At 42.1% G+C, this 26,073-nt stretch carries 41 protein-coding genes; all 41 read left to right on the top strand.

All coding sequences use genetic code 11. The annotated features are described in order from the left end of the window. Positions 1 to 4 precede the first annotated feature (4 nt). Positions 5 to 835 carry a 50S ribosomal protein L2 gene (rplB, locus tag P5G49_RS03450; RefSeq protein ID WP_301242059.1) on the top strand — a complete coding sequence of 277 codons (831 nt, stop codon included), beginning with the start codon at positions 5 to 7 and terminating at the stop codon, positions 833 to 835. A gap of 63 nt (positions 836 to 898) precedes the next feature. Continuing rightward, on the top strand, positions 899 to 1,177 hold the full coding sequence (gene rpsS / locus P5G49_RS03445; RefSeq protein WP_147057454.1) for a 30S ribosomal protein S19: 279 nt from the start codon (positions 899 to 901) through the stop codon (positions 1,175 to 1,177). Between the two features lie 19 nt (positions 1,178 to 1,196). Continuing rightward, positions 1,197 to 1,541: a 50S ribosomal protein L22 gene (gene rplV / locus P5G49_RS03440; protein ID WP_301242058.1), complete on the top strand. Its 345-nt coding sequence runs from the start codon at positions 1,197 to 1,199 to the stop codon at positions 1,539 to 1,541. A gap of 3 nt (positions 1,542 to 1,544) precedes the next feature. After that, complete coding sequence (gene rpsC, locus P5G49_RS03435) at positions 1,545 to 2,201, top strand: 30S ribosomal protein S3 (RefSeq protein WP_283733648.1); 657 nt, start codon at positions 1,545 to 1,547, stop codon at positions 2,199 to 2,201. Between the two features lie 2 nt (positions 2,202 to 2,203). Then, positions 2,204 to 2,638, top strand: coding sequence for a 50S ribosomal protein L16 (gene rplP / locus P5G49_RS03430; RefSeq protein ID WP_301242057.1), 435 nt, complete (start codon positions 2,204 to 2,206; stop codon positions 2,636 to 2,638). After that, positions 2,628 to 2,828, top strand: a complete 201-nt coding sequence (gene rpmC, locus P5G49_RS03425) for a 50S ribosomal protein L29 (RefSeq protein WP_009499049.1) — start codon at positions 2,628 to 2,630, stop codon at positions 2,826 to 2,828. Before rplP ends, rpmC begins: the two co-directional genes overlap by 11 nt. 17 nt (positions 2,829 to 2,845) lie before the next feature. Then, a complete protein-coding gene (rpsQ, locus tag P5G49_RS03420; RefSeq protein ID WP_147057446.1) occupies positions 2,846 to 3,109 on the top strand; it encodes a 30S ribosomal protein S17 in 264 nt (87 codons plus the stop codon). A gap of 39 nt (positions 3,110 to 3,148) precedes the next feature. Further along, a complete protein-coding gene (gene rplN / locus P5G49_RS03415) occupies positions 3,149 to 3,517 on the top strand; it encodes a 50S ribosomal protein L14 (RefSeq protein ID WP_239430258.1) in 369 nt (122 codons plus the stop codon). Positions 3,518 to 3,552: 35 nt separating this feature from the next. Beyond that, positions 3,553 to 3,864, top strand: a complete 312-nt coding sequence (rplX, locus tag P5G49_RS03410; RefSeq protein WP_147057444.1) for a 50S ribosomal protein L24 — start codon at positions 3,553 to 3,555, stop codon at positions 3,862 to 3,864. 26 nt (positions 3,865 to 3,890) lie between these two features. Further along, on the top strand, positions 3,891 to 4,430 hold the full coding sequence (gene rplE, locus P5G49_RS03405; protein ID WP_301242056.1) for a 50S ribosomal protein L5: 540 nt from the start codon (positions 3,891 to 3,893) through the stop codon (positions 4,428 to 4,430). A 19-nt stretch (positions 4,431 to 4,449) separates the two neighbouring features. Further along, entirely contained in the window at positions 4,450 to 4,635 is a 186-nt protein-coding gene (rpsN, locus tag P5G49_RS03400) for a 30S ribosomal protein S14 (protein ID WP_066366377.1), read from the top strand. A 29-nt stretch (positions 4,636 to 4,664) separates the two neighbouring features. Beyond that, positions 4,665 to 5,063 carry a 30S ribosomal protein S8 gene (rpsH, locus tag P5G49_RS03395; protein WP_147057440.1) on the top strand — a complete coding sequence of 133 codons (399 nt, stop codon included), beginning with the start codon at positions 4,665 to 4,667 and terminating at the stop codon, positions 5,061 to 5,063. Positions 5,064 to 5,093: 30 nt separating this feature from the next. Further along, the gene (gene rplF, locus P5G49_RS03390; RefSeq protein ID WP_301242055.1) at positions 5,094 to 5,633 is read left to right on the top strand and encodes a 50S ribosomal protein L6; all 540 of its coding nucleotides are present in this window, start codon (positions 5,094 to 5,096) and stop codon (positions 5,631 to 5,633) included. Positions 5,634 to 5,667: 34 nt separating this feature from the next. Next, positions 5,668 to 6,030: a 50S ribosomal protein L18 gene (gene rplR / locus P5G49_RS03385; protein ID WP_301242054.1), complete on the top strand. Its 363-nt coding sequence runs from the start codon at positions 5,668 to 5,670 to the stop codon at positions 6,028 to 6,030. A gap of 22 nt (positions 6,031 to 6,052) precedes the next feature. Continuing rightward, positions 6,053 to 6,553 carry a 30S ribosomal protein S5 gene (rpsE, locus tag P5G49_RS03380; RefSeq protein WP_301242053.1) on the top strand — a complete coding sequence of 167 codons (501 nt, stop codon included), beginning with the start codon at positions 6,053 to 6,055 and terminating at the stop codon, positions 6,551 to 6,553. 13 nt (positions 6,554 to 6,566) lie between these two features. Continuing rightward, the gene (gene rpmD, locus P5G49_RS03375; protein ID WP_060203446.1) at positions 6,567 to 6,749 is read left to right on the top strand and encodes a 50S ribosomal protein L30; all 183 of its coding nucleotides are present in this window, start codon (positions 6,567 to 6,569) and stop codon (positions 6,747 to 6,749) included. 33 nt (positions 6,750 to 6,782) lie between these two features. Then, positions 6,783 to 7,223 (top strand): 50S ribosomal protein L15, encoded by a 441-nt coding sequence (rplO, locus tag P5G49_RS03370; RefSeq protein WP_060203448.1) that lies wholly within the window; start codon positions 6,783 to 6,785, stop codon positions 7,221 to 7,223. Beyond that, positions 7,223 to 8,515 carry a preprotein translocase subunit SecY gene (secY, locus tag P5G49_RS03365; protein WP_301242052.1) on the top strand — a complete coding sequence of 431 codons (1,293 nt, stop codon included), beginning with the start codon at positions 7,223 to 7,225 and terminating at the stop codon, positions 8,513 to 8,515. The genes rplO and secY overlap by 1 nt, the downstream gene beginning before the upstream one ends. Positions 8,516 to 8,569: 54 nt before the next feature. Then, positions 8,570 to 9,223, top strand: a complete 654-nt coding sequence (locus P5G49_RS03360; RefSeq protein ID WP_301242051.1) for an adenylate kinase — start codon at positions 8,570 to 8,572, stop codon at positions 9,221 to 9,223. Beyond that, a complete protein-coding gene (locus tag P5G49_RS03355; protein ID WP_301242050.1) occupies positions 9,220 to 9,651 on the top strand; it encodes a hypothetical protein in 432 nt (143 codons plus the stop codon). Before P5G49_RS03360 ends, P5G49_RS03355 begins: the two co-directional genes overlap by 4 nt. Next, entirely contained in the window at positions 9,651 to 9,869 is a 219-nt protein-coding gene (gene infA / locus P5G49_RS03350) for a translation initiation factor IF-1 (RefSeq protein WP_060203457.1), read from the top strand. The genes P5G49_RS03355 and infA overlap by 1 nt, the downstream gene beginning before the upstream one ends. A 40-nt stretch (positions 9,870 to 9,909) precedes the next feature. Continuing rightward, positions 9,910 to 10,023 carry a 50S ribosomal protein L36 gene (gene rpmJ, locus P5G49_RS03345; RefSeq protein ID WP_076758849.1) on the top strand — a complete coding sequence of 38 codons (114 nt, stop codon included), beginning with the start codon at positions 9,910 to 9,912 and terminating at the stop codon, positions 10,021 to 10,023. A 24-nt stretch (positions 10,024 to 10,047) separates the two neighbouring features. Next, entirely contained in the window at positions 10,048 to 10,413 is a 366-nt protein-coding gene (rpsM, locus tag P5G49_RS03340; RefSeq protein ID WP_283733660.1) for a 30S ribosomal protein S13, read from the top strand. Between the two features lie 25 nt (positions 10,414 to 10,438). Beyond that, complete coding sequence (rpsK, locus tag P5G49_RS03335) at positions 10,439 to 10,828, top strand: 30S ribosomal protein S11 (RefSeq protein ID WP_239430248.1); 390 nt, start codon at positions 10,439 to 10,441, stop codon at positions 10,826 to 10,828. A 137-nt stretch (positions 10,829 to 10,965) separates the two neighbouring features. Beyond that, entirely contained in the window at positions 10,966 to 11,910 is a 945-nt protein-coding gene (locus tag P5G49_RS03330) for a DNA-directed RNA polymerase subunit alpha (protein ID WP_147057420.1), read from the top strand. 28 nt (positions 11,911 to 11,938) lie between these two features. After that, positions 11,939 to 12,319: a 50S ribosomal protein L17 gene (rplQ, locus tag P5G49_RS03325; RefSeq protein ID WP_301242049.1), complete on the top strand. Its 381-nt coding sequence runs from the start codon at positions 11,939 to 11,941 to the stop codon at positions 12,317 to 12,319. Between the two features lie 276 nt (positions 12,320 to 12,595). Then, positions 12,596 to 13,441, top strand: coding sequence for an energy-coupling factor ABC transporter ATP-binding protein (locus tag P5G49_RS03320; RefSeq protein ID WP_301242048.1), 846 nt, complete (start codon positions 12,596 to 12,598; stop codon positions 13,439 to 13,441). Continuing rightward, complete coding sequence (locus tag P5G49_RS03315; RefSeq protein WP_301242047.1) at positions 13,417 to 14,283, top strand: energy-coupling factor ABC transporter ATP-binding protein; 867 nt, start codon at positions 13,417 to 13,419, stop codon at positions 14,281 to 14,283. The genes P5G49_RS03320 and P5G49_RS03315 overlap by 25 nt, the downstream gene beginning before the upstream one ends. Then, entirely contained in the window at positions 14,283 to 15,086 is an 804-nt protein-coding gene (locus P5G49_RS03310) for an energy-coupling factor transporter transmembrane component T family protein (protein WP_301242046.1), read from the top strand. Before P5G49_RS03315 ends, P5G49_RS03310 begins: the two co-directional genes overlap by 1 nt. Before the next feature lies 1 nt (position 15,087). Next, positions 15,088 to 15,834, top strand: a complete 747-nt coding sequence (gene truA, locus P5G49_RS03305) for a tRNA pseudouridine(38-40) synthase TruA (protein ID WP_301242045.1) — start codon at positions 15,088 to 15,090, stop codon at positions 15,832 to 15,834. A gap of 169 nt (positions 15,835 to 16,003) precedes the next feature. Next, positions 16,004 to 16,441, top strand: coding sequence for a 50S ribosomal protein L13 (rplM, locus tag P5G49_RS03300; RefSeq protein WP_301242044.1), 438 nt, complete (start codon positions 16,004 to 16,006; stop codon positions 16,439 to 16,441). Positions 16,442 to 16,460: 19 nt separating this feature from the next. After that, entirely contained in the window at positions 16,461 to 16,853 is a 393-nt protein-coding gene (gene rpsI, locus P5G49_RS03295; RefSeq protein WP_301242043.1) for a 30S ribosomal protein S9, read from the top strand. A gap of 459 nt (positions 16,854 to 17,312) precedes the next feature. Beyond that, complete coding sequence (locus P5G49_RS03290) at positions 17,313 to 17,915, top strand: TetR/AcrR family transcriptional regulator (protein ID WP_363322154.1); 603 nt, start codon at positions 17,313 to 17,315, stop codon at positions 17,913 to 17,915. A gap of 149 nt (positions 17,916 to 18,064) precedes the next feature. Further along, positions 18,065 to 19,390 carry a purine-cytosine permease family protein gene (locus P5G49_RS03285; RefSeq protein WP_301242042.1) on the top strand — a complete coding sequence of 442 codons (1,326 nt, stop codon included), beginning with the start codon at positions 18,065 to 18,067 and terminating at the stop codon, positions 19,388 to 19,390. A gap of 28 nt (positions 19,391 to 19,418) precedes the next feature. Next, positions 19,419 to 20,513, top strand: a complete 1,095-nt coding sequence (locus tag P5G49_RS03280; RefSeq protein ID WP_301242041.1) for an S-methyl thiohydantoin desulfurase family protein — start codon at positions 19,419 to 19,421, stop codon at positions 20,511 to 20,513. Continuing rightward, positions 20,513 to 22,069, top strand: a complete 1,557-nt coding sequence (locus tag P5G49_RS03275; protein WP_301242040.1) for a hydantoinase/oxoprolinase family protein — start codon at positions 20,513 to 20,515, stop codon at positions 22,067 to 22,069. The genes P5G49_RS03280 and P5G49_RS03275 overlap by 1 nt, the downstream gene beginning before the upstream one ends. Positions 22,070 to 22,242: 173 nt before the next feature. Continuing rightward, complete coding sequence (locus P5G49_RS03270) at positions 22,243 to 22,815, top strand: TetR/AcrR family transcriptional regulator (protein ID WP_301242039.1); 573 nt, start codon at positions 22,243 to 22,245, stop codon at positions 22,813 to 22,815. A gap of 82 nt (positions 22,816 to 22,897) precedes the next feature. Beyond that, entirely contained in the window at positions 22,898 to 23,251 is a 354-nt protein-coding gene (locus P5G49_RS03265) for a DMT family transporter (RefSeq protein WP_301242038.1), read from the top strand. A 1-nt stretch (position 23,252) separates the two neighbouring features. Then, positions 23,253 to 23,567 carry a DMT family transporter gene (locus tag P5G49_RS03260; protein ID WP_301242037.1) on the top strand — a complete coding sequence of 105 codons (315 nt, stop codon included), beginning with the start codon at positions 23,253 to 23,255 and terminating at the stop codon, positions 23,565 to 23,567. A 207-nt stretch (positions 23,568 to 23,774) separates the two neighbouring features. Further along, positions 23,775 to 24,734 carry a nucleoside hydrolase gene (locus P5G49_RS03255; protein ID WP_301242036.1) on the top strand — a complete coding sequence of 320 codons (960 nt, stop codon included), beginning with the start codon at positions 23,775 to 23,777 and terminating at the stop codon, positions 24,732 to 24,734. Positions 24,735 to 24,779: 45 nt separating this feature from the next. Beyond that, positions 24,780 to 25,997, top strand: coding sequence for a NupC/NupG family nucleoside CNT transporter (locus tag P5G49_RS03250; RefSeq protein WP_301242035.1), 1,218 nt, complete (start codon positions 24,780 to 24,782; stop codon positions 25,995 to 25,997). Positions 25,998 to 26,073: the final 76 nt, after the last annotated feature.

Raw genomic sequence — 26,073 nt, 5'->3', positions numbered from 1 at the left:
ACAAATGGCGATTAAGAAATATAAACCTACCTCCAACGGACGTCGTAACATGACTTCTTCAGACTTCTCTGCTATTACAACAGATAAGCCGGAAAAATCATTGCTTGAACCACTTAAGCGTAAAGGCGGACGTAACAACCAAGGTAGGACTACTGTTCGTCACCAAGGTGGAGGCCACAAGCGCCAATACCGTGTCATCGACTTCCAACGTCGGAAAGATGGCATTCCAGGACGCGTTGCTACGATCGAATACGATCCGAACCGTTCTGCTAACATTGCCCTTATCAACTATGCTGATGGGGAAAAACGTTATATCCTTGCACCAAAAGGTTTGGAAGTTGGAATGACTGTAATGTCAGGTCCAGAAGCGGATATCAGAGTAGGAAACTCACTTCCACTTGAAAATATCCCAATGGGTTCAACTATCCATAACATCGAGTTGAAACCAGGCAAAGGCGGACAATTAGTTCGTTCTGCAGGTACTTCTGCTCAACTACTTGGACGTGAAGGCAAATATGTCATCATTCGTCTACAATCCGGTGAGGTTCGTATGATCCTTTCAACTTGCCGCGCTACTATCGGTCAAGTTGGTAACGAACAACACGAATTGATCAACATCGGTAAAGCAGGTCGTTCACGCTGGTTGGGCAAACGTCCGACAGTACGTGGATCTGTAATGAACCCTAACGATCACCCACACGGTGGTGGTGAAGGACGTACACCAATCGGCCGTCCGAGCCCAGTTACACCTTGGGGTAAACCAACTCTTGGTTTCAAAACTCGTAAGAAAAACAACAAATCCGACAAACTTATCGTTCGTCGCCGTAAAAAATAATGTGATGACACTGCGGTTCTATGAATGGACCGTAGCAGAGTCATCACGGAAGGAGGATCCGACATGGGCCGCAGCTTGAAAAAAGGACCTTTCGCAGATGATCATCTTTTGAAAAAGGTCGACGCTCAAAAAGATGCACAAAAAAAGCAGGTCATTAAAACTTGGTCTCGCCGTTCTACAATCTTCCCGTCATTCATCGGTTTGACGATTGCTGTATACGACGGACGCAAACACGTACCGGTTTACGTGACTGAAGATATGGTTGGTCACAAACTTGGTGAGTTCGTACCTACGCGCACATACAAAGGTCATGGCGCAGACGATAAGAAAACAAGACGTTAATTGAGAGGAGGTTATTCTGATGCAACAAGCAAAAGCTACTGCCCGCACAGTCCGTATTGCTCCTCGCAAAGTCCGTTTGGTCGTTGATCTTATCCGGGGCAAGAAAATCGGTGAAGCTGTCGCGATTCTACGCCTGACGCCGAAAGCGGCATCTCCGGTTGTAGAAAAAGTTTTGAAGTCAGCTATCGCAAACGCTGAGCACAACTATGAAATGGATATTGAGAATCTTGTAGTTAGCGAAGTATTCGTTGACGAAGGTCCAACAATGAAACGTTTCCGTCCACGTGCACAAGGTCGTGCAAGTGCGATTAACAAACGTACGAGCCACATCACTGTAGTGGTATCCGAAAAGAAGGAGGGGTAATTCGTGGGTCAAAAAGTACATCCTAATGGTTTGCGGGTTGGAATCATCCGTGACTGGGATTCGAAATGGTATGCAGAAAAAGACTATGCGAATCTTTTACACGAAGACTTGAAAATCCGTGAATTTGTCGAAAAACGCCTAGTGGACGCAGCAGTTTCCAAAGTGGAAATCGAGCGTGCTGCAAAGCGTGTAAATATTACAATTCACACTGCGAAGCCTGGTATGGTTATCGGTAAAGGCGGTTCCGAAGTCGAAGCACTTCGTAAGTCTCTTAACGATATTACTGGCAAGCGTGTACACATCAACATTGTGGAAATCAAGCGTGCTGACCTTGACGCGAAATTGGTTGCAGAATCAATCGCACGTCAACTTGAAAGCCGTGTATCTTTCCGTCGTGCACAAAAACAAGCAATCCAACGCACTATCCGTTCTGGTGCAAAAGGAATCAAAACACAAGTATCCGGACGTCTTGGCGGTGCAGACATCGCTCGTGCGGAACACTATAGTGAAGGTACTGTACCTCTTCATACATTACGTGCAGACATCGACTATGCACACGCAGAAGCTGACACAACATATGGTAAGCTCGGCGTTAAAGTATGGATTTACCGGGGAGAAGTCCTTCCAGTGAAGAAGAACTCTGAGGAAGGAGGCAACTAATTATGTTAATGCCTAAACGCGTTAAATATCGTCGTGTATTCCGTGGTAAAATGCGCGGAACTACAAAAGGCGGAGCATCTGTGCAATTTGGTCAATTCGGTTTACAAGCAACTGAATCAGGTTGGATCACAAACCGCCAAATCGAGTCCGCTCGTATCGCAATGACACGTTACATGAAACGTGGCGGTAAAGTTTGGATCAACATCTTCCCACATAAGCCTTATACGAAAAAGCCTCTTGAAGTCCGGATGGGTTCCGGTAAAGGTGCTGTAGAAGGCTGGGTAGCAGTAGTGAAACCAGGTCGTGTAATGTTTGAAATCGCAGGTGTGTCAGAAGAAGTTGCACGTGAAGCACTTCGCCTCGCATCTCACAAACTGCCTGTAAAGAGCAAGTTTGTTAAACGAGAAGAAATTGGTGGTGAGTCTAATGAAAGCTAAAGAAATCCGTGACTTGACAACTGCAGAAATCGAGCAAAAAGTGAAATCACTGAAAGAAGAGCTTTTCAACCTTCGCTTCCAATTAGCGACAGGACAATTAGAAAACACTGCACGCATCCGTGAAGTTCGCAAATCGATTGCGCGCATGAAAACTGTAATACGTCAAAGAGAGATCAGTGCAAATAACTGATGAAGGAGGTTGCAGCCATGACTGAGCGTAACCAGCGCAAAGTATATACAGGCCGTGTTGTATCCGACAAAATGGATAAAACGGTTACCGTAATGGTAGAGACACATAAAAAGCACTCTTTATACGGCAAACGTGTAAAGTATTCGAAGAAATTCAAGGCCCATGACGAACTAAATGAAGCGAAAATCGGCGATGTAGTACGTATTATGGAAACTCGTCCACTATCAGCTACAAAACGTTTCCGCCTCATCGAAGTAGTCGAAAAAGCGGTCATCATCTAATATCGTTCGGAAACTAAATTCCGAGAGGAGGTAGCCTCAATGATTCAACAAGAAAGCCGTATGAAAGTTGCCGATAACTCAGGCGCACGTGAAGTTCTAACAATTAAAGTACTTGGTGGAACAGGTCGTAAGACTGCAAATATCGGTGATGTAGTTGTTGTAACAGTGAAAAAAGCAACACCTGGTGGCGTTGTCAAGAAAGGTGACGTCGTTAAGGCTGTTATCGTTCGTACGAAGAGCGGAGTGCGCCGTAAAGATGGCTCCTACATTACGTTCGACGAAAACGCATGTGTTATCATCCGTGATGACAAGAGCCCACGTGGAACTCGTATTTTCGGACCAGTTGCACGCGAATTGCGCGACAACAACTTCATGAAAATCATTTCACTTGCTCCAGAAGTTCTTTAATCACATGACAGTGCCAATCAAGGAGGTGCGATAAAATGCACGTTAAAAAAGGCGATAAAGTTATGGTCATCACCGGAAAAGACAAAGGTAAGACCGGAGTTATCTTAGCTGCTTTCCCTAAGAAGGATCGTGTGCTTGTTGAAGGTGTTAACATCGTAAAGAAACATACGAAACCAAACCAAGCTAATCCTCAAGGCGGAATTATCAGCCAAGAAGCAGCTATCCATGTATCTAATGTCATGCCGATCGATCCTAAAACTGGCGAGCCGACTCGCGTAGGTTACAAAATCGAAAATGGCAAAAAGATTCGTATTGCAAAAAAATCCGGTGAAGCACTGGACAAATGAGTAATGGATGAAAGGAGGTCCAACTGATGAGCCGATTAAAAGAAAAGTTTTCAAAAGAAATCACACCTGCTCTTATGAGCAAGTTTGAATATACTTCAGTAATGCAAGTACCAAAAGTAGAAAAAATCGTCATCAATATGGGTGTTGGTGATGCTGTTCAAAACACTAAAGCGCTTGACGCGGCAGTAGAAGATTTAGCTACTATTTCCGGTCAAAAGCCAGTTGTTACAAAAGCGAAGAAATCAATCGCTGGATTCCGTCTTCGTGAAGGAATGCCGATTGGAGCGAAAGTAACACTACGTGGTGAGCGTATGTACGAGTTCCTGGACAAGCTGATCTCAATTTCACTTCCACGTGTTCGTGACTTCCGAGGTGTTTCGAAGAAAGCATTCGACGGTCGCGGTAACTACACATTAGGTGTGAAGGAACAGATTATTTTCCCTGAAATTGACTACGATAAAGTATCTAAAGTAAGAGGAATGGATATCGTCATCGTTACGACTGCTAACTCCGATGAAGAAGCGCGCGAGTTGTTAACGCAGTTCGGCATGCCGTTCCAAAAGTAAACTAAAGGGAGGCGAAAACGTGGCTAAGAAATCAATGATCGTTAAACAGAAACGTACGCCAAAGTTCAAAGTTCAAGAATATACACGTTGCGAGCGCTGTGGGCGTCCGCATTCCGTATATCGCAAATTCAAACTTTGCCGTATTTGTTTCCGAGAACTAGCATATAAGGGACAAATTCCTGGCGTTAAAAAAGCAAGCTGGTAATCCCCTAACTTGGGAAGGAGGTTAATGTAATGACAATGAGTGATCCGATTGCAGACATGCTTACACGCATCCGTAATGCGAACATGGTTCGCCACGAGAAGCTTGAGGTACCTGCTTCAAACATGAAAAAAGAAATCGCTGAAATCCTAAAGCGTGAAGGTTTCGTTCGCGATGTTGAATATGTGGAAGATAGCAAACAAGGCATTATCCGCATTTTCCTTAAATATGGTCAAAACAATGAGCGTGTTATCACTGGTCTTAAGCGTATCTCAAAACCTGGTCTTCGCGTTTATGCAAAAACGAACGAAGTACCTAAAGTTTTGAACGGCCTTGGTATCGCCCTCGTATCCACGTCAAACGGTCTCCTTACTGATAAGGAAGCACGTGCAAAACAAGTAGGCGGAGAAGTCGTAGCTTACGTTTGGTAATCTGTAACAATTGAATGGAGGTGCAATAGGATGTCCCGAATTGGTAAACGCCCGATCGAGGTACCTGAAAACGTAACAGTTACTATCGCTGATAACAACCACGTTACTGTTAAAGGTCCTAAAGGCGAACTTACAAATACATTTAATACTGATATTAAAATCGAGCAAGAAGGCAATGTTATCACATTGACTCGCCCGACAGAATCGAAAGAACACCGTTCAATCCACGGAACTACACGTTCTCTATTGGACAACATGGTGACTGGAGTTTCTAAAGGTTTCGAACGTACATTAGAATTAGTTGGGGTTGGGTACCGTGCTCAACTTCAAGGTAATAAACTAGTGTTGAACGTTGGATACTCTCATCCGGTTGAATTCACACCGGAAGAAGGAATCGAAGTTGAAGTTCCTGCTAACACGAAAATCATCGTTCGCGGTATCAACAAAGAACGTGTTGGTGCTTTAGCATCGAACATTCGTCAAGTACGTCCACCAGAGCCGTATAAAGGTAAAGGTATTAAGTACGAAGGCGAAATTATCCGTCGTAAAGAAGGAAAAACAGGTAAATAATGCCGCGTAAAGGCATTCGGAAGGAGTGACCACGATGATCACGAAACAAGATAAGAACGCTGTCCGTAAAAAACGTCACGCACGTGTGCGTACGAAAATTAGCGGAACTCCAGCGCGTCCACGCTTGAACGTATTCCGTTCAAACAAACATATCTATGCACAACTAATCGATGATGTAAATGGCGTTACGATTGCTAGTGCTTCCACTATGGATAAAGGGTTCGAATTGGACTCTAAGGCGAATGCCGAAGCAGCAGCTAAAATCGGCGAGTTGATCGCGAAGAAAGCCGTTGAAAAAGATGTCAAATCGGTTGTTTTCGACCGTGGCGGATACCTATTCCACGGCCGTGTGAAAGCTCTTGCTGACGCAGCACGCGAAAATGGACTGGAATTTTAATTAAGAAGGAGGGACATATTTCATGCGTCGTAATGATCAGAATAGAAGTGAATTCGAAGAACGCGTAGTAACGATCAACCGCGTAGCGAAAGTGGTAAAGGGTGGACGTCGTTTCCGCTTTACAGCACTTGTCGTTGTCGGAGATAAAAACGGCCGTGTTGGTTTCGGAACCGGTAAAGCGCAAGAGGTTCCAGATGCAATCCGTAAAGCGATTGAAGATGCGAAGAAGAACTTGATCGAAGTGCCAAGAGTTAAAGGAACGACTCCACATGAAGTTATTGGACGTTTCGGTGCAGGCCAAATCCTTATCAAACCTGCAGCGCCTGGTACAGGAGTTATCGCTGGCGGACCTGTCCGTGCGGTACTTGAACTTGCAGGAATCACGGATATCCTTTCAAAATCCTTGGGATCAAGCACACCAATCAACATGGTACGTGCAACAATTGAAGGGTTGAAGAATTTGAAACGCGCTGAAGAGGTTGCTAAATTGCGCGGTAAATCCGTCGAAGAACTGTTAGGTTAAGGGGGGAATAACAATGGCAAACAAACTTGAAATCACCCTTACGAAAAGTGTAATCGGTGCAAAACCGGCACAACGTAAAACAGTTGAGGCTCTTGGTTTACGCAAGTTGAATCAAACTGTCGAGCACCAAGACAACGTAGCAATCCGTGGCATGATCAACAAAGTTAGCCACTTAGTCACTGTTAAAGAACAATAATGCACATTTTCGAAATAAGGAGGTGCCGATAAGATGAAATTACACGATATGAAACCAGCTGAAGGCGCACGTAAAGCACGTAAACGCATTGGTCGTGGAATCGGTTCCGGTACAGGTAAAACTTCCGGTAAAGGTCATAAAGGACAAAACGCTCGTTCGGGCGGTGGCGTTCGTCTTGGATTTGAAGGTGGTCAAATTCCTCTTTTCCAAAGACTTCCGAAGCGTGGATTTACGAACATTAATCGTAAAGAATATGCAATCGTGAATTTAGACGTACTTAATCGTTTTGACGAAGGTACCGAAGTTACGCCTGAGTTGCTAATTGAAACTGGAATCGTGAGCAATGAAAAATCAGGAATTAAGATTCTTGGAAATGGGACTCTTGAGAAGAAGATTACTGTCAAAGCTCATAAATTCTCTGCTTCTGCTAAGGAAGCAATCGAGAAAGCGGGCGGGCAAGCCGAGGTGATTTAATGTTTCAGACAATCTCCAACTTTATGCGCGTTAGAGATATTAGGTCTAAAATCATTTTCACACTATTAGTGCTCATCGTTTTCAGACTAGGGGCTTTCATTCCTGTCCCGAACGTTGATGCAACAGCTTTGCAACAAACAAACAACCAATTCATCGGATTACTTAACACATTTGGCGGTGGAGCATTACAGCAGTTCTCCATTTTTGCAATGGGAATCATGCCTTATATCACCGCTTCCATCATTGTGCAATTATTGCAGATGGATGTTGTTCCGAAATTCTCTGAATGGTCAAAGCAAGGGGACGTTGGAAGACGGAAGCTTGCACAATTTACAAGATACTTCACAGTTATCCTCGCTTTTATTCAAGCGATTGCCATGTCATTCGGTTTTAACCAAATGTTTGGTGGAACGTTGATAAAGGACGAAGGGATCTCCACTTATGTGGTAATTGCGATTGTCTTAACTGCCGGTACATCATTTCTGCTATGGCTTGGTGAGCAGATCACTGCGAAAGGTGTCGGAAATGGTATTTCCATTATCATCTTCGCAGGTATTGTTTCAGCTATTCCAAACGCAGTAAACCAACTGTATGCATCACAAATTCAAGATGCAGGTGACGCTTTGTTCATTCGAATTGCAACGATGGTATTGTTGTTGATTGTCATTGTGGCAGTCATCGTCGGAGTTGTTTACGTACAAGAAGCACTTCGTAAAATCCCGATTCAGTATGCAAAACGTATGACTGGCCGTGGGCAAACAACGGCTGGACAACAAACACACTTGCCATTGAAATTGAATGCTGCAGGGGTAATCCCGGTAATCTTTGCAGTGGCGTTTTTCATAACACCACAGCAAATAGCTACATTCTTTGGCGAAAATAGTGTAACAAAGTTCATTACACGTACGTTTGATTACAATCAACCGGTCGGTATGATCCTTTATGTGTCACTAATCCTTGCTTTCACATATTTCTACGCTTTCATCCAGGTGAATCCGGAAAATATGGCAGATAATCTGAAAAAACAAGGCGCCTATATCCCGGGCATTCGTCCTGGACAAAACACACAAAATTATTTAACAAGCACTTTGTATAGATTGACATTCGTCGGCTCGATTTTCCTTGCTGTCGTTGCAATCATGCCAATCTTCTTCATCAATTTGGCGAATCTTCCACAGTCGCTTCAAATTGGAGGAACAAGCTTGCTTATCGTCGTCGGGGTTGCTCTTGAAACGATGAAACAGCTTGAATCACAGCTTGTGAAAAGGCATTACAAAGGGTTTATGAAATAAAATTCCTTAAAGGTGGGAAATTCCTTTTCGGAACAAGGATGGAGGGCAAGACGTATGAATATCGTATTAATGGGTCTGCCGGGTGCTGGTAAAGGCACACAAGCAGATAAAATTGTCGAAAAGTACGAAATCCCTCATATTTCTACAGGCGATATGTTCCGTGCTGCGATTTCGGAAGGCACGGAACTTGGAGTCAAAGCAAAATCGTTCATGGATCAAGGCGCACTTGTTCCTGATGAGGTTACAATTGGCATTGTTCGTGAACGACTAAGCAAATCCGATTGTGATAATGGATTCCTACTTGATGGTTTTCCTCGTACAGTTCCTCAAGCTGAAGCACTTGATGCATTGCTTTTGGATATGGGGCGGAAAATTGAGCATGTCCTCAACATCAAAGTGGAAAAAGATGAACTTATTGCAAGATTGACCGGTCGCAGAATTTGCAAAGTATGCGGCACATCCTACCATTTGCAATTCAACCCACCTAAGGTCGAAGGCATCTGCGATAAGGATGGCGGGGAACTTTATCAGCGAGCGGATGACAATCCGGAAACTGTCACGAACCGTCTGGAAGTAAATATGAATCAAACAGCACCGCTCTTGGCTTTCTACGATGCGAAAGGCGTGCTGACGAACATAGATGGGCAAAAAGACATCAATGATGTTTTCAAAGATCTGGACGCTATCTTACAAGAGAGTGCTCAGTGATCCTTTCCGGACGCAATTCATGCACGCCATATAGTGGGCAGCATCGCATTATTGCACGGAAAGAGCGTATAATTAACGAGCTGCAAAAGCATATGGTGCCCGGTATAGGAACTGGTGATAATCCACAAGTGGCACTGTTTCGGGACGTCAGAAATGCATATGCTCGCTTCGGTGAGTATAATGTATATGGTGTCCGGAACCGTGTAGCCAGTATGGAATGTAACAACGGCAAACCTGTCGTTTGTGTCTTTTCCGATACGATTTTCCACAACAAAAGTCGGGGACTGACTTACGGGAAACGAAGTGTGACAGACGTCTTTCGAACATCACTCATGCAATCCGGACATATGTTGAAGGAAGCTTTGAAGGCGACTGCTGCCGCTCGAGGGTTAAAACCTTTATTGGATATAGAAGGGAGACAGGATTGATGGCGAAGGACGACGTAATTGAAGTTGAAGGTACTGTAGTCGAAACGTTGCCGAACGCAATGTTCAAGGTGGAGTTGGAAAATGGTCATACGATTCTTGCGCATGTTTCTGGCAAGATCCGCATGCACTTTATCCGTATCCTGCCTGGTGACAAAGTGACGATGGAACTCTCACCTTATGATTTAACACGCGGTCGTATCACATACCGTTTCAAATGAAACTTTTGCAACTCCGGAATATTGAAGGAGGTTGGGTAAGATGAAAGTAAGACCATCTGTAAAACCGATCTGTGAAAAATGTAAAGTTATTCGCAGACGCGGCCGAGTAATGGTAATCTGTGAAAATCCAAAACATAAACAAAGACAAGGCTAATACAAAGGGAGGTGCACTATCTATATGGCACGTATTGCTGGTGTAGACGTACCGCGCGATAAGCGCGTAGTCATTTCATTGACATACATTTTTGGAATCGGTAAAACAACTGCACAAAAGGTTCTTGCTAATGCTGGTGTTTCTGAAGAAACTCGCGTTCGCGATCTAACTGATGCAGAACTTGATAAAATCCGTGAGCAAATGGACGGCTTGAAAGTTGAAGGGGATCTTCGTCGTGAAACTTCCCTTAACATCAAACGTTTGATGGAAATCGGAAGTAACCGAGGAATCCGTCATCGCCGTGGGTTGCCTGTTCGTGGTCAAAACACGAAAAACAACGCACGTACACGTAAAGGTCCTAAACGGACAGTTGCTAACAAGAAGAAATAATAGGTAAAGGAGGTTTTTCGTAGACATGGCACGTAAACAACAAACTCGTAAACGTCGTGTGAAAAAGAATATTGAAACTGGTATTGCACATATCCGTTCGACGTTCAACAATACAATCGTAACGATCACTGATAGTCATGGTAATGCACTTTCATGGTCAAGTGCTGGTGCACTAGGATTTAGAGGTTCTCGTAAATCGACTCCGTTTGCTGCACAAATGGCTGCTGAAACAGCTGCTAAAGCAGCTATGGAGCACGGCTTAAAGTCTTTGGAAGTTACTGTTAAAGGACCGGGTGCTGGTCGTGAGGCTGCTATTCGTTCACTACAAGCTGCAGGTCTTGAAGTGACTGCAATCAGAGACGTAACTCCGGTTCCACATAACGGATGCCGCCCACCAAAACGCCGCCGTGTATAATGGTTTGTTCTCCAATTGATTGAAAAGCACAATTTTTGGTAAAAATGAATTGTGTGATTGTTTTATGCTATCAACTTGATAATCGATTTCAATATGGAACGGCCTATATACTAGACGTTTTGAAGGAGGGTAAATGAATGATCGAGATTGAGAAACCGAAGATTGAAACAGTTATGATCAGTGAAGATTCCAAATTCGGTAAGTTTATTATCGAACCGTTGGAGCGTGGATATGGAAATACTTTAGGGAATTCCTTGCGCCGCATTCTTCTTTCCTCGTTGCCAGGAGCTGCCGTGACATCTATCCAGATCGATGGAGTACTTCATGAATTCTCAACAATTGAAGGTGTCGTCGAAGACGTAGCAACAATTATTTTGAACGTGAAGAAACTTGCTCTCAAAATCTATTCAGATGATGAGAAAGTGATTGAAATAGATGTGAAGGGTGAAGGTACAGTCACTGCTGCTGATATTACTCATGATAGTGATGTCGAAGTATTGAACCCAGAACTTCAAATCGCCACACTTGGCAAAAACGGCCATTTACGCATGCGCATGTATGCTGTCCGTGGTAGAGGATATGCACCTTCTGATCAGAACAAACGTGAGGATCTTGCGATTGGTGTTATTCCGATCGACTCTATTTACACTCCAGTTTCACGCGTCAATTTCCAAGTCGAGAATACTCGTGTTGGTCAAAGTACAAACTTTGATAAGTTGACGTTTGATATTTGGACAGATGGTAGCATCGGTCCGAAAGAAGCTGTTTCGCTCGGAGCAAAAATCCTGACGGAGCATCTGAATATTTTCGTAGGCATGACTGACGAGGCACAAACTGCTGAAATAATGGTAGAAAAAGAAGAAGACCAGAAAGAGAAAGTTCTTGAGATGACTATCGAAGAACTTGATCTATCAGTCAGATCTTATAACTGCCTAAAACGCGCAGGCATCAACACTGTACTTGAACTTGCAAACAAGTCCGAGGATGAAATGATGAAAGTGCGCAACCTTGGCCGTAAATCACTTGAAGAAGTGAAGGCGAAATTGGACGAGTTGAACCTTGAGTTGCGCTCGGAAGATTAAACAACTAGATTGAAGGAGGGAAACTTCTATGGGTTACAGAAAACTTGGACGTACAAGTTCACAACGTAAAGCAATGCTTCGCGACTTAGCGACAGACCTTATCGTGCATGAGCGTATCCAAACTACTGAAGCGCGTGCGAAAGAATTGCGTTCTGTTGTTGAAAAGATGATTACTCTTGGTAAGCGCGGTGACTTGCATGCACGTCGTCAAGCTGCTGAATTCATTCGTCGTGAGTTAGTTACTACTGCTGATGAAGAAGGCAACGAGAAGGAAATCTTTGCTATTCAAAAACTATTTGATAACGTTGCACCACGTTACGCGGATCGCCAAGGCGGTTACACACGTATCTTGAAAATGGGACCTCGTCGCGGAGACGGAGCACCTGTTGTCGTTATCGAATTAGTTTAATTAAACACAACAATTGAGGGTGTGTCTGGCATACGCACAGCCACACCCTTTTCATTTATACGACAAATATTAAAAGCTGAGTGTTACGATCGACGGTTTAGCCGCTCGGTCTAGCTCTACGCATCTCATCCGCTGATCCGGATTGAGCACCCGGCATCAGAATAGATTTGAGCGCATTTCTTCGGATGAGGTGCGCGCTTTTTTTATTTATACTCACGAATTATTGTAGTATTCATGATTTTTATACATAATAGTAGCATTCTGGAGGTGAATGATGTGAAAGAAATTTTATCATTGGATCATGTTTCCTATACATATGAATCTGAAGAGGGAGAGCCCCGAAAAGCGGTTGATGAAGTGAGCTTCACCGTTTGGGAAGGGGAGTGGATTGCGATTGTTGGACACAACGGTTCAGGAAAATCGACGTTAGCGAAGTTGATGATTGGCCTACTATTTCCGGAAAACGGAAAGTTGAATGTTTTTCTTGAAGAGCTGAACGTCGATAACTTATGGGATATTCGTTCCCGAATCGGAATCGTCTTTCAAAATCCGGATAATCAGTTCGTCGGGTCGACCGTTCAGGACGATGTTGCATTCGCACTCGAGAATAACGGCGTTCCGTATGACCAGATGGTGCCACGGGTCCATGAATCACTCGCTCAGGTAAATATGGAAGGATTTCTGGATCATGAACCCCATCACCTCTCAGGTGGTCAGAAACAGCGTGTAGCAATTGCTGGCGCGCTGGCTATGCGACCAAAACTTCTTATTTTAGACGAGGCGACATCGATGCTTGATCCGCAGGGCCGGGATGAAGTGATTAAGGTCGTTGATGAATTAAAACGTACAACTGGACTCACGGTTATTTCGATAACACATGATCTTGAAGAAGTGCTGTTGGCTGACAAGGTCATTGTCATGAATGATGGAAAGATGATGATGAGTGGGAAGCCCGAAGCAATCTTTGCTCATGGCGATGAGCTTGAGGCAATTGGGTTGGACTTGCCTTTCGCATCAAGGCTGTCCCGGTTCCTGCGTGAGGAAGGCATTGCGATACAAGGTGAACATACGACTGAAGAAGAGTTGGTGAATGAACTATGGACATTTCACTGCAACAAGTAGGATATTCATATGCACTTGGAACACCATTTGAAAAGCGGGCGTTGAAGGAAGTGAATGCCTCTATTAAATCCGGCTCCTATACAGCTGTTATAGGACACACAGGGTCAGGTAAATCGACATTGCTTCTTCACTTAAATGGCCTTCTTAAACCAAGCGAGGGAACAGTTCGTATTGGAGATGTAAACATTACAGCTAGTACGAAGGCAAAAGAATTGAAAGAAATACGCAAACACGTCGGTATCGTTTTTCAATTCCCTGAGCATCAACTTTTTGAGGAAACGGTTGAGAAAGATATAATGTTTGGTCCGATGAACTTTGGGGTTCCTGCTGAAGAGGCAAAACGTCGTGCTCATGAATTGATCAAATTACTTGGATTGCCTGAGGATGTTGCGCAAAAGTCGCCGTTTGACCTATCAGGTGGACAGATGCGTAGAGTTGCGATTGCGGGAGTCCTTGCTTTTAAACCATCCATATTAATCTTGGATGAACCAACGGCAGGACTTGACCCGCGCGGACGGAAGGAAATTATGGAGCTGTTCAATAAATTACATGAGGAAGAAGGTCTGACAACAATACTTGTCACGCATAGTATGGAGGATGCGGCAAGGTATGCGGATCAGATACTTGTCATGCATGAGGGACGCTCTGTGATGGCTGGGACGCCAGCAGATGTGTTCAGTGATGCTGAGCGATTGAAGACCTTCCGACTTGGGTTGCCGCGTTCTGTGGCGTTCCAGCGTGATTTTGAGAAGCTGATCGGCCAGCCGTTAGACAAATTAGCGTTAACCGAGGAACAACTTGCTTTTGAAATTGCTGCCGCCCTGAAGGATGGTGAGCGATAATGTTAGAAAAGATGATTTTCGGAAGATATGTACCTGGAGATTCATTTGTTCATAAATTGGATCCAAGGTCTAAGCTCCTATTCGTTTTTCTGTTTATCATAGCAGTCTTTATGGCGAATAATACAATTACCTATGCATTATTATTAGGTTTTACGTTGCTTGTTATTTTCATCTCACGCATTAGACTTTATTTTTTATTGAATGGGTTAAAACCGATCCTCTTCTTGATTATTTTCACATTTCTCATGCACTTCATTTTCACGAAGGAAGGCCCAGTGCTTGTGGACTTGAAATTCTTGAAAATCCATGAAGAAGGTGTTCGACAAGGTATTTTCATTTCAATCCGCTTCCTTGTCCTTGTGCTTATGACAACGATCTTAACGTTGACGACATCACCTATATCGATAACGGACGGAATGGAGACTTTATTGAATCCTTTAAAGCGTATAAAAGTTCCCGTCCACGAGTTGGCGTTAATGATGTCGATTTCATTACGCTTCATTCCTACTTTGATGGATGAAACGGATAAAATCTTGAAGGCACAGTTAGCGCGTGGATCAGATTTGACGAGTGGGACGATAAAGGAGAGAATCCGGGCTGTCGTACCTCTCCTTGTTCCTTTATTCGTCAGCGCGTTCAAAAGGGCGGAAGATCTTGCGATTGCGATGGAAGTGCGTGGATATCGCGGTGGAGAAGGAAGGACGAGGTATCGCCAGTTGAATTGGCAAGGACGCGATACATTGGTTATTATCATTTTTCTTGTTTTGGTTACCGCTCTCGTTTGGCTGAGAGGAGGAAGCTGATATGAATCGGGTAAAAGCTACGGTTGCTTATGATGGTACAAATTTTGCAGGTTACCAATTCCAACCGAATATGCGGACTGTACAATCTGTAATCGACAAAGCGCTCGTAAAACTGCACAAGGACGATTCCATCTATTCAGTTGCAAGTGGACGCACTGATGCCGGTGTACATGCATGGGGACAAGTAATTCACTTTGATACGCCATTAGAGTTGGCTCCGGACCGTTGGCGAATGGCCCTGAATGTTCTTTTACCGAAGGATGTAAGGGTTGTTGATGTGGAATTTGTGGATGATGAGTTCCACGCCCGGTATTCCGCTACAGGAAAGACATATATGTACAAATGGTCTTCGAGTGAGATTCAAAGTCCATTCGAACGGAATTATGTCGTTCACCTTGGTAAGTGGAGCCCGGATATTGAAAGAATGAAAGAAGCTGCAAAGTATTTTATCGGGACGCATGATTTCACAAGCTTTTGCTCTTCAAAAACAGCGACTGCAAGTAAAGTTCGAACTGTACGTGAACTAACAGTCGTTGAGCAGGGTGAAGAGCTGATCATGACGATTGAAGGCGATGGATTTCTTTACAATATGGTACGTACGATTGCAGGCATGCTTTTCGCAGTTGGCATCGGATGGAACGAGCCATCGGATATGGAGAAAATGCTTGAGGCGAAGGACCGGAAAAAAGTCGGCAAAACAGCGCCAGCACACGGTTTGTACTTGATGAACGTCACGTATGATGACTGAGCCAACTTTTCCAGGTGTTTTTTAGGAAAGTGCTTGACTTGCGAGCGTATTCGGTGTAAGATGATTAATGGTATTTCAATAACCCCACAATAAGCCCCGGAAAGTTTATTTGTGTTTAGGGATAGAGAAAACAACGGAACAGATTGATATTTTTAGGAGGAAACAATACATGCGTACAACATTCATGGCTAAAGGTCACGAAGTAGAGCGTAAATGGCTCGTTGTCGACGCTGAAGGACAGACGCTTGGTCGTCTTGCTTCTGAAGTTGCAGCGATTTTGCGCGGCAAACATAAACCTACGTTCACACCACACGTTGACACTGGTGACCACGTCATCATCATCAACGCTGAAAAAATCCAATTGTCTGGGAATAAATTAAAAGATAAAATCTACTATCGCCACTCAGGCTATACAGGTAGTCTTAAACAACGTACTGCTCTTGAAATGCGTACAAACTACCCAACTAAAATGTTGGAACTTGCGATTAAAGGGATGCTTCCAAAAGGCCCTCTTGGTCGTCAAACTATCAAGAAACTTCATGTCTATGCTGGAGCGGAACATCCACATACGGCACAAAAACCAGAAGCATACGAGCTTCGTGGATAATTAAGAGGAGGAAACACCTTTGGCACAAGTACAATATATCGGCACTGGCCGTCGTAAAAGCTCAGTAGCTCGTGTACGTCTCGTTCCTGGCGAAGGCAAAATCGTCGTCAACAACCGTGACGTAGAAGACTACGTACCATTCGAAACACTTCGCGAAGTGATCAAACAACCACTTGTAGCGACTCAAACACTTGGCAGCTATGACATCCATGTAAACGTCCACGGTGGCGGATACACAGGACAAGCAGGCGCAATCCGTCACGGCGTAGCTCGTGCTCTACTTAACGTAGACCCTGACTTCCGTGCACCATTGAAAGCTGCAGGCTTGCTAACACGTGACTCTCGCATGAAAGAACGTAAAAAATACGGTCTTAAAGGCGCACGTCGTGCACCTCAGTTCTCAAAACGTTAATATACCTACGTTTCAAGGCTCTTTCCACTTATGTGGAAAGGGCCTTTTTAATTTTAAGGGTGGCAGATGTTTATAGTTCATCCACTAATTACAAATTTATTGATACTATTATACCTATGGTTTTATTTAAAACTCCTCAAAAAGTCTATATCTACTACTCAGACTAAAATTCCTCTTCAGCCTGTTCTGTTAAGTCCTTCCAACTTCTACCCTAAAGTTTACCTCAACAATAATCCATCGTTTGTTTGGTTCGTTGAATCACTTTATTTACAATTTTATTGAAACTTAAGATAAAATTTAGGATTTTAATTAAAACTTTGTAAGCGAATTCATATGCTTAAATACAGGGATAGTTCCACCTATCCAGTTTTTTAACAATATTTATGTTACTGAAATTGTTAAAAAACTCGTTGACAACAAATAAATTTTGCACATATAATTAACCCTAACATTTGTTAGGTGGTGATAAGCATCCGTAAGAATTTGATAAATGCAGCAATAAAACAATACGCTTTACATGGGTATCATGGAGCAACGATGAGGAAAATTGCTGATGAAGTTGGGATAAAGCCACCTTCAATTTATTTTTTCTTCAAAAATAAGGAAGAGTTATTTGTAGCTGCATTTAAACAATTATTAGATAATCACTTTGAGAAAATGGAGCTGATATTAAAAGATAATTGGGACAGGCCTGTTGAGCAAATTTTTACAGCGATGATACAGGGAATTATTTCTCACCATAAAGGCGATATGGAAGGAACGGATGCATATATCTCACTCGTTACATCTCCAGTAGTGGAAATCTCTAAGTATTTGAATAACCACATGCTTCGTTATAACGAATGGCTTGTGAACATACTTGGATCACTTCTAAAAAGCGAATATCCAAATATATCATCATCGGATATGGATCGTATCGTAGAAAAATTCATTCTAATTGGTAATGGTGTTTTTTGGGGAATTAAGTTATACGATAATGAAAATCTAAAGGGACAGGAAGTACTCGCAAATCAAATAATTCATGTACTATTCGAAGAACTGAATGAAAAATACATTCGGTAGTATCAAGCATGATGAGGAATACAGTAAACACTTCTATTTACAAGTGTCAGAATAAAAAAACTCTTCAAGGCACATAACTTTCTTTTGCTTTTAACCCGAACAAAAGTTTATCGGCATATAATAATCATCCAAATTTAGGAGGTAAGAAAATGGAAAGCACAACAAAAGCGAAAGCAACTATTGGAGATGATTATTCTTTAACAAGGGTGCCGATGACAGCACGACAATCCCTATGGAGCATTACCATTGTACGAGTTGGTGCATTAGCAACCATTAGCCAGTTTATGTTAGGTGCAACCTTGGGGTATGGCATGACATTTTGGCAAGCATTCTGGGCAACAGTGTTAGGTAGTATCATCCTACAAATCATTAGTTTTCTTCTAGGCTATGCTGGTGCACGTGAAGGACTTTCAACAAGTCTGTTGTCAAGGTATACAGGTTTTGGGCGATATGGATCCAGTATTATCGGAGCTGTTATAGCGATTGCTTGTATTGGCTGGTTTGGCGTTCAGAATTCAGTTTTTGCAGAAGGGATTGTGCAGGCAACTGAAGGTAAATTATCACTTCCTTTAGCTGCAACAATTACAGGATTAGGTGTTACGCTACTGGTTATCTTTGGATTTAAGTTATTGAGTATTACCGCAACAATTACAGTCCCTGCATTCCTATTAGCAGTAGGATTTGGTATCTATCACGTATTGAGTGACTACTCGTTTACTGATTTGTTAACTGCTGCCCCAGCTGGTGATGTGTTAACAATGGGAGCTGCTGCAACGATGATTGCAGGAGGATTTATTATTGGTGCTGTCATTACACCGGACTTTAGTCGGTTTGCTAAAAGTAGTAAAGACGTTTTTTGGATGGCGACAATAGGTATTCTCGTTGGTGAACTTGGTATTAATATGATTGCAGTATTACTTGCACTCGCCGCTAGAACAAACGACATTGTTAATATTATGGTGCAAACTGCTGGTTGGTTTGGAGCATTTGTAGTTGTATTATCCACGGTGAAAATTAATAATTTAAATCTTTATTCTTCCTCATTAGGATTTACAAATATTTTTGACTCTCTATTCAACTTGAAACTTAACCGAGGAAAAGTAACTCTTGTTATAGGAGTAATTGGTACAGTGTTATCGATTATTGGGATTATAGACTACTTTGTAAGTTTCCTTATTTTCCTTGGTGTACTTGTTCCACCAATCGCAGGAATTATGGTAGTCGAGTATTTCATCTTGAAAACGAACCGAAAAGAATTAGATGAAACACGTGAAAAAGGTGAATTGCCAGCGATTGGGAAGATGAACCCGATTACGATGATTGCCTGGATAGCTGGTTTTGCTGCTGGTTATACAATAAACATAGGTATTCCATCCATTAATTCACTTTTAGTTAGTGGAGTTGTTTATTATATTGGCGCATTACTAATAAAGAATTCTTCTAATATCAGAAAGAACGAAGGAAAAACTGTATAGGTAATACAATTAATGGAGGTTTGGTGAAATGAGGATAATTGGAAAACAGGAGATTGAAGATATCGCAGTTGGTGCAGCTCTACTTGGAACGGGTGGGGGCGGCGACCCTTATATTGGAAAGCTTATGGCGTTACAAGCGATCGAAGAGTTCGGTCCAGTAACGGTATTAGATCCGGATGAAGTTCCTGATGACGCTTTAGTTGTACCTTCCTCCATGATGGGAGCACCTACCGTAATGCTTGAGAAAATTCCTAGTGGTGAAGAGGCGATAGAGGCCTTTCTAAAACTGGAAGAATATTTAGGAGAAAAGGTTTATGCGACATTTCCAATTGAAGCTGGTGGGCTAAACTCCATGCTTCCTTTCGCGCTTGCTGCAAGATTAGGATTGCCCGTTGTAGATGCAGATGGGATGGGCAGGGCTTTTCCAGAATTGCAGATGGTCACTTTTTATTTAGATGGTATATCAGCGACACCTGCTGTCATTGCTGATGAAAAAGGAAATACAGCGTTGTTATCAACCATAGATAATGTTTGGACAGAACGAATTGCTCGTGCTGCTACAATTCAAATGGGTGGATCCGTTATGAATGCCATGTATTCCATGAGGGGGAAAAATTTAAAAGAAAGTGGTATCCCTCACATCTTAAGGCTGGAAGAAGAGATTGGAAAAACAATTCGCCTTGCGAAAGTGAATAATGTAAATGCTATTCATGAAGTACTAAAAACAGTCGGTGGATTTGAACTGTTTCAAGGGAAAGTAACTGATATTAATCGTAAAACGGAAAAAGGATTTGCAAAAGGGGTAGCGGTATTTGAAGGAATAAACGAATATAAGGATGAAACTCTAAAGCTACGTTTCCAAAATGAACATTTACTTGCACAAACAGACAAACAGCTACTTTGCGTGACACCGGATTTAATTGCTGTATTAGATTCAGAGACTGGCATTCCAATTACAACAGAAGGAATCCGTTATGGTTCAAGATGTGTTGTTATCGGAATTCCGTCCCATCCGAAATGGCGTACAGAAAAGGGTCTTGAAACGGTTGGTCCAAGATACTTTGGCTATGATGTTGATTATATTCCAGTTGAAGAACTTGCAAATAAAGGAGGGGAGAAATAATGGGGACGTATCGGATCGGAATTGATGTAGGTGGAACACACACAGACGCTGTAATATTAGATGAAAATAATCAGGTGATTTCAGAAACGAAATCATCTACAACGGTCGATGTCGCAACAGGTATTTATAATGCAATGCATAAAGTAATTGCAAGTGCAGATGTTCCAAGGGAAGAGATTCACTATGCCATGCTTGGAACTACACACTGTACGAATGCCATTGTTGAGAGAAAAGGTTTGAATGAAATTGCGGTTATCCGCATAGGTGCTCCTGCTACTTTAGCAGTAAAACCATTGACTGGTGTGCAAGATGAGCTTCGTGAAGCACTCGGAAAATATGTATATCTTGTACGTGGTGGGCATGAATTTGATGGGCGTGAAATTGTTTCTTTAGATGAAGAACATTTGTATCAAATTGCAAATGAAATAAAAGGAAAAGTAGACTCCATTGCGATTACATCAGTCTTTTCACCAGTTTCTAGAGAACATGAAGAACGGGCAAGAAAGATATGTACGGAAATACTAGGTGACGAAATTTCAATTTCGTTATCTTCAGAAATCGGTTCTGTCGGATTATTAGAAAGAGAAAATGCCACCATCTTGAATGCTTCTGTTATAAAAGTAGCGAAAACAGCCGCAGATGGGTTTATTCAAGCACTAAAAAATGAAGGAATCCATGCGAAGGTATTCTTCGGTCAAAATGACGGTACATTAATGTCTGTAGAATATGCAGTAAAGTATCCGATTTTCACCATTGCTTGTGGCCCAACGAATTCTTTGCGAGGTGCATCCTATTTAAGTGATTTAACAGATGCAATTGTTGTCGATGTCGGAGGGACAACTTCAGATGTAGGAATTTTAGTGAATTCATTCCCACGAGAGTCTTCTTTAGCTGTTGAGATTGGTGGGGCGCGTACAAATTTCCGTATGCCTGATTTAGTTTCAATTGGTTTAGGTGGGGGGACAATTGTCCGAATCGAAGAAAATGGAGAATTTACAATTGGACCAGATAGCGTAGGCTATCGCTTACCTGAAGAGGCGATGATTTTTGGTGGAAATACTTTAACGACAACAGATGTAGCAGTTGCATTAGGAAAAGTCGAACTTGGTGACCAATCTAATGTAGCGCATTTGGATAAGGAATTACTTCAACGAGTGTATAACAAAATGGTGGAAATGGTTGAAGAAGCAATTGATAAGATGAAGGTAAGTGCAAACCCTATGCCGGTTATTTTAGTTGGTGGGGGAAGTGTACTCTTTCCAAAAGAATTAAAAGGTGCTTCCGGGGTATTTCGTCCTGAGAATTCTGGTGTTGCAAATGCTATTGGATCTGCAATTTCTCAAGTTAGCGGTCAGATTGAAAAAATCTACTTAATAGATGAAATTGGTAGGGAAAATGCTTTGAAAGCAGCCAAGGAAGAAGCAATGGATGTAGCGATAAATGCAGGTGCGAATAAAGAAAGCCTTATTATTGTTGACATCGAAGACGTACCACTTGCATACCTTCCAGGAAACGCAACAAGGGTGCGTGTCAAAGCGGCTGGAGAATTAGTTTAATCAGGTCATCGTACCTTAAATGTTTAAGTAAAATAGACGTTGACTAAATAAAAGTTAACGTCTATTTTACATGTGTTTCACAAGGGGAACAGCTAATTAGTAGTTTGATAATAATTAAAAGACTTGTTATGATAATGAATGATAATCAGTCATATTAAGGGGGCTCTACTATCGTGGATAAAAGAGAAAGAATTATTCAAGCAGCGATTGATGTGTTCTCCGATAAAGGCATTGAAAAAGCGACTATCTCTGAAATTGTTAAGAAGGCAGGCATTGCTCAAGGTACATTTTATTTGTATTTTAATTCTAAGTTAGCCGTTATGCCAGATATTGCAGAATTGATGGTTCGTAAAATTTTAGAGGGTTTAACAAGTGAGGTTAAGGATGGTCCGATTGATCAGCAAATTGGAGACATTATTCATGTAATATTTAAAATAACAAATGAATATAAAGTGCTTACGAAGTTAATTTACACAGGACTAACCCAAACGCAGTATGTAGGTAGCTGGGAAGAAATCTATGCACCTTTATATAATTGGGTGGAGAATTTGTTGCAGAGAGGAAAGGAAGCACAAGCAATTAATTCCGATGTGAACACTAAATTTACTGCGAAGATTATTATAGGGTCAGTTGAATCGGTAGCAGAGCAAGTTTATCTATACGATCATTTAGATGAAGACTCCATAATTAGGTATAAAAATGAGTTACATAAATTTGTAGCTAACGCTATAGGAGCTTACCGGTAGCGTTTCTTTTTCCCTTTTTAATGACTGACATTCATTCATAATATAAAATTTCAATACTAAACTTAGAAGGACGGTATTCAATATGAATAGAGCTTGGATGTATGTACTAATGACTTGTTTATTCGAATTACTATGGATTTATGGTTTCAATGTTGCCGATGCTTGGTGGCACTGGGCTATTATTGTCACGATTATTATCGTAGACTTTTTTGTTCTTTCAAAAGCATGTGAGAACTTACAAACAGGTACTGTTTATGCAATCTTTGCAGCAGCTGGTACAGTGGGTACTACTCTTATGGATATTTTTATTTTTGGGGAAGTATTTAGTGCGAAAAAAGGATTCTTTATCGTATTACTCGTTTTTGGTGTTATCGCTTTGAATCTTGCGGATAATACGTCGAATACAGATGTAAAATCAGAAGAAGGAGTCGCTTAATATGGGCTGGATATATGTTTTTATTGCTGCGATACTTGAATTGATTGGTGTTATTGGTATAAATAGATTCAATGAAAGGAAATCGATTATTAATACTTCACTATTTTTCGGAGGATTTGGGGGGGCTTTTGTTTTTCTTTATGCCTCCTTTAATTATCTCCAAGTAAGTGTTGCGTATGCTGTTTGGATTGGTGTAGGAACGGCTGCAGCTGTAATAGTAAATATGATCTTTTTCAATGAGTCAAAGAGCTTGTGGCGTATAATAAGCTTGATGGTTATAATTATTGGTGTAACAGGGTTAAAAGCTGTTTCTTAATTGAGACGTTCCATCTTTTAGCGCAAAGATCAGTTGGGGGAATTGAAGTTGCTATTGCATTGATTTTGCAATAGCAACTTCTTTTTTTAAGATAAATATGTTCGATAGGAAAGAAACACCGAATTTAAATGAATATCCATCCACTAATAACGGGAGACTATCCAATATCAATTCAAATATATTTTGGCACAAAGGATGATTGTGATAATGACAAAGAAACCGATTTATTTTAATCATGACGGCGGAGTAGACGATCTTGTATCGTTATTCATATTGCTTCGTATGGATAATGTCGAAGTGACGGGTGTTTCTGTAATTCCAGCGGATTGTTATTTAGAGCCAGCTGTTTTTGCAAGTCGGAAAATTATTGATCGCTTCGGGAATGGTGTCAATCTTGATGTCGCTGCATCAAATTCGCGTGGGAAAAATCCATTTCCAAAAGACTGGAGAATGCATGCGTTTTTGGTTGATGCCCTGCCGATTTTAAATGAGTCCGGGAATGTTGTTACACCAGTAGCAGAAAAGCCGGCACATCTACATATGATCGATGCAATTCGAAACACTTCAGAAAAGACGACTTTACTTTTCACTGGTCCGCTTACGGACCTTGCCCGTGCATTGGACGAAGCACCGGATATTGAAGATAAAATTGAAAGACTTGTTTTTATGGGCGGCACTTTCCGAGAGGATGGAAATGTTCATGAGCCTGAGCACGATGGAACAGCGGAGTGGAATGTGTTTTGGGATCCGGAAGCAGCGGCAAAGGTATGGAAGACGAATATCGAAATTGATTTAGTCGCGCTTGAAAGTACAAACCAGGTGCCTTTAACGTTGGACGTGCGCGAACGGTGGGCGATGGATCGTAGCTATATCGGTGTAGATTTTATTGGTCAATGTTATGCGATGGTACCACCGCTCGTTCACTTTAAAACAAATTCCACGTACTATTTATGGGATGTTTTAACGACTGCTTTCATTGGGAAAACAGAACTTGTAAAAGTGAAAACAGTCAATAGCATCGTAGTTCCAGATGGGCCAAGTCAGGGACGTACCGTAGAAACTTCTGATGGACGACCGGTCAATGTTGTTTACGATGTGGATCGCAACGCCTTCTTCGATTACATTACGGAATTGGCGAAGCAAGTGAGCGGAGAAAACTCGAAGTAATGTAATGTGTGAAAGTCTTCATTCATTAACGATAGGAGAGATACTATGCAATACATCTGGGGAATTTGCGGCATCATTGGGATTTTAGCGATTGCATGGTGCTTATCAACAGCTCGTAAATCCATTAATCCAAGAACTGTTTTTGGCGCATTAGCGATTCAAATCATTTTTGGTTTTATGGTGTTGAAATGGGAGTTCGGAAGAAAAATCTTGGAATTCGTTTCAGGAATTGTTCAAAAAGTGATCGACTCTTCCAATGCGGGGATTCAGTTCTTATTTGGAGGAATCCTTGGTGTAGAAGGTGTAGGATTTACCTTCGCGTTCCAAGTGCTACCAATCATCATTTTCTTTGCTTCCTTAATAGCGGTGCTCTACTATTTAGGAATTATGCAGTTTGCGACGAAAATGGTCGGCGGACTTTTGGCAAAAGCCCTTAAGACAAGTGAGACCGAATCGATGTCAGCAGCTGCCAATATCTTTTTAGGACCGACAGAAGCCCCATTAGTCGTCAAGCCTTATATTGAAAAAATGACTAAATCAGAGTTATTTGCAGTAATGGTAGGGGGGATGGCCTGCGTTTCGGGTGCTGTGTTAGGCGGGTATGCCTTGTTAGGCGTTCCTATAGAATATTTGTTAGCTGCGGCTTTCATGGGTGCGCCAGCGGGCTTATTATTTGCGAAGATCATCGTACCTCAAACAGAACCATTGAACATAGCTGAAGATGTTCAAATGGTGAAAGACGAGGAGTCCAGAAATGTTATCGATGCAGCATCTCGCGGGGCGATGGATGGATTAAAAATCGCGGTTGGCGTAGGTGCACTGTTACTCGCATTTATTTCACTCATCTATTTAGCCAATTTGATAATCGGGTCGATTGGTGGAGTTTTCGGATACGCTTCACTCACAATTGAACAGATATTAGGTTATCTTTTCTTCCCGCTTGCCTTCCTAATCGGAGTTCCTTGGGATGAAGCATTACAAGCAGGTTCGTTTATTGGGCAGAAATTTGTATTGAATGAATTCGTTGCCTACACTTCCTTTGCGCCTGAAATAGGAAATCTCTCACATAAAAGCGTTGCAATGATCACCTTTGCACTATGCGGCTTTGCCAATCTATCGGCGCTGGCTATGTTGGTCGGCGGTTTAGGCGGAATGGCTCCTTCAAGAAGAAAAGATATTGCAGAATTGGGATTGCGTGCAATCATCGGGGGAACCCTCGCTAATCTTCTAAGTGCAGCTGTTGCGGGGATGTTGATTGGCTGAGAGGGGACTTTCTTAAGTGATACAAGGCAAAATCAAAGTGCTGGACTATACCCTACGCTCTTATTTAAGATGGGAT

The organism is Sporosarcina highlanderae, from assembly GCF_030433715.1.
Classification (GTDB): domain Bacteria; phylum Bacillota; class Bacilli; order Bacillales_A; family Planococcaceae; genus Sporosarcina; species Sporosarcina highlanderae.
This window is presented reverse-complemented; position numbering and strand designations above follow the sequence as displayed.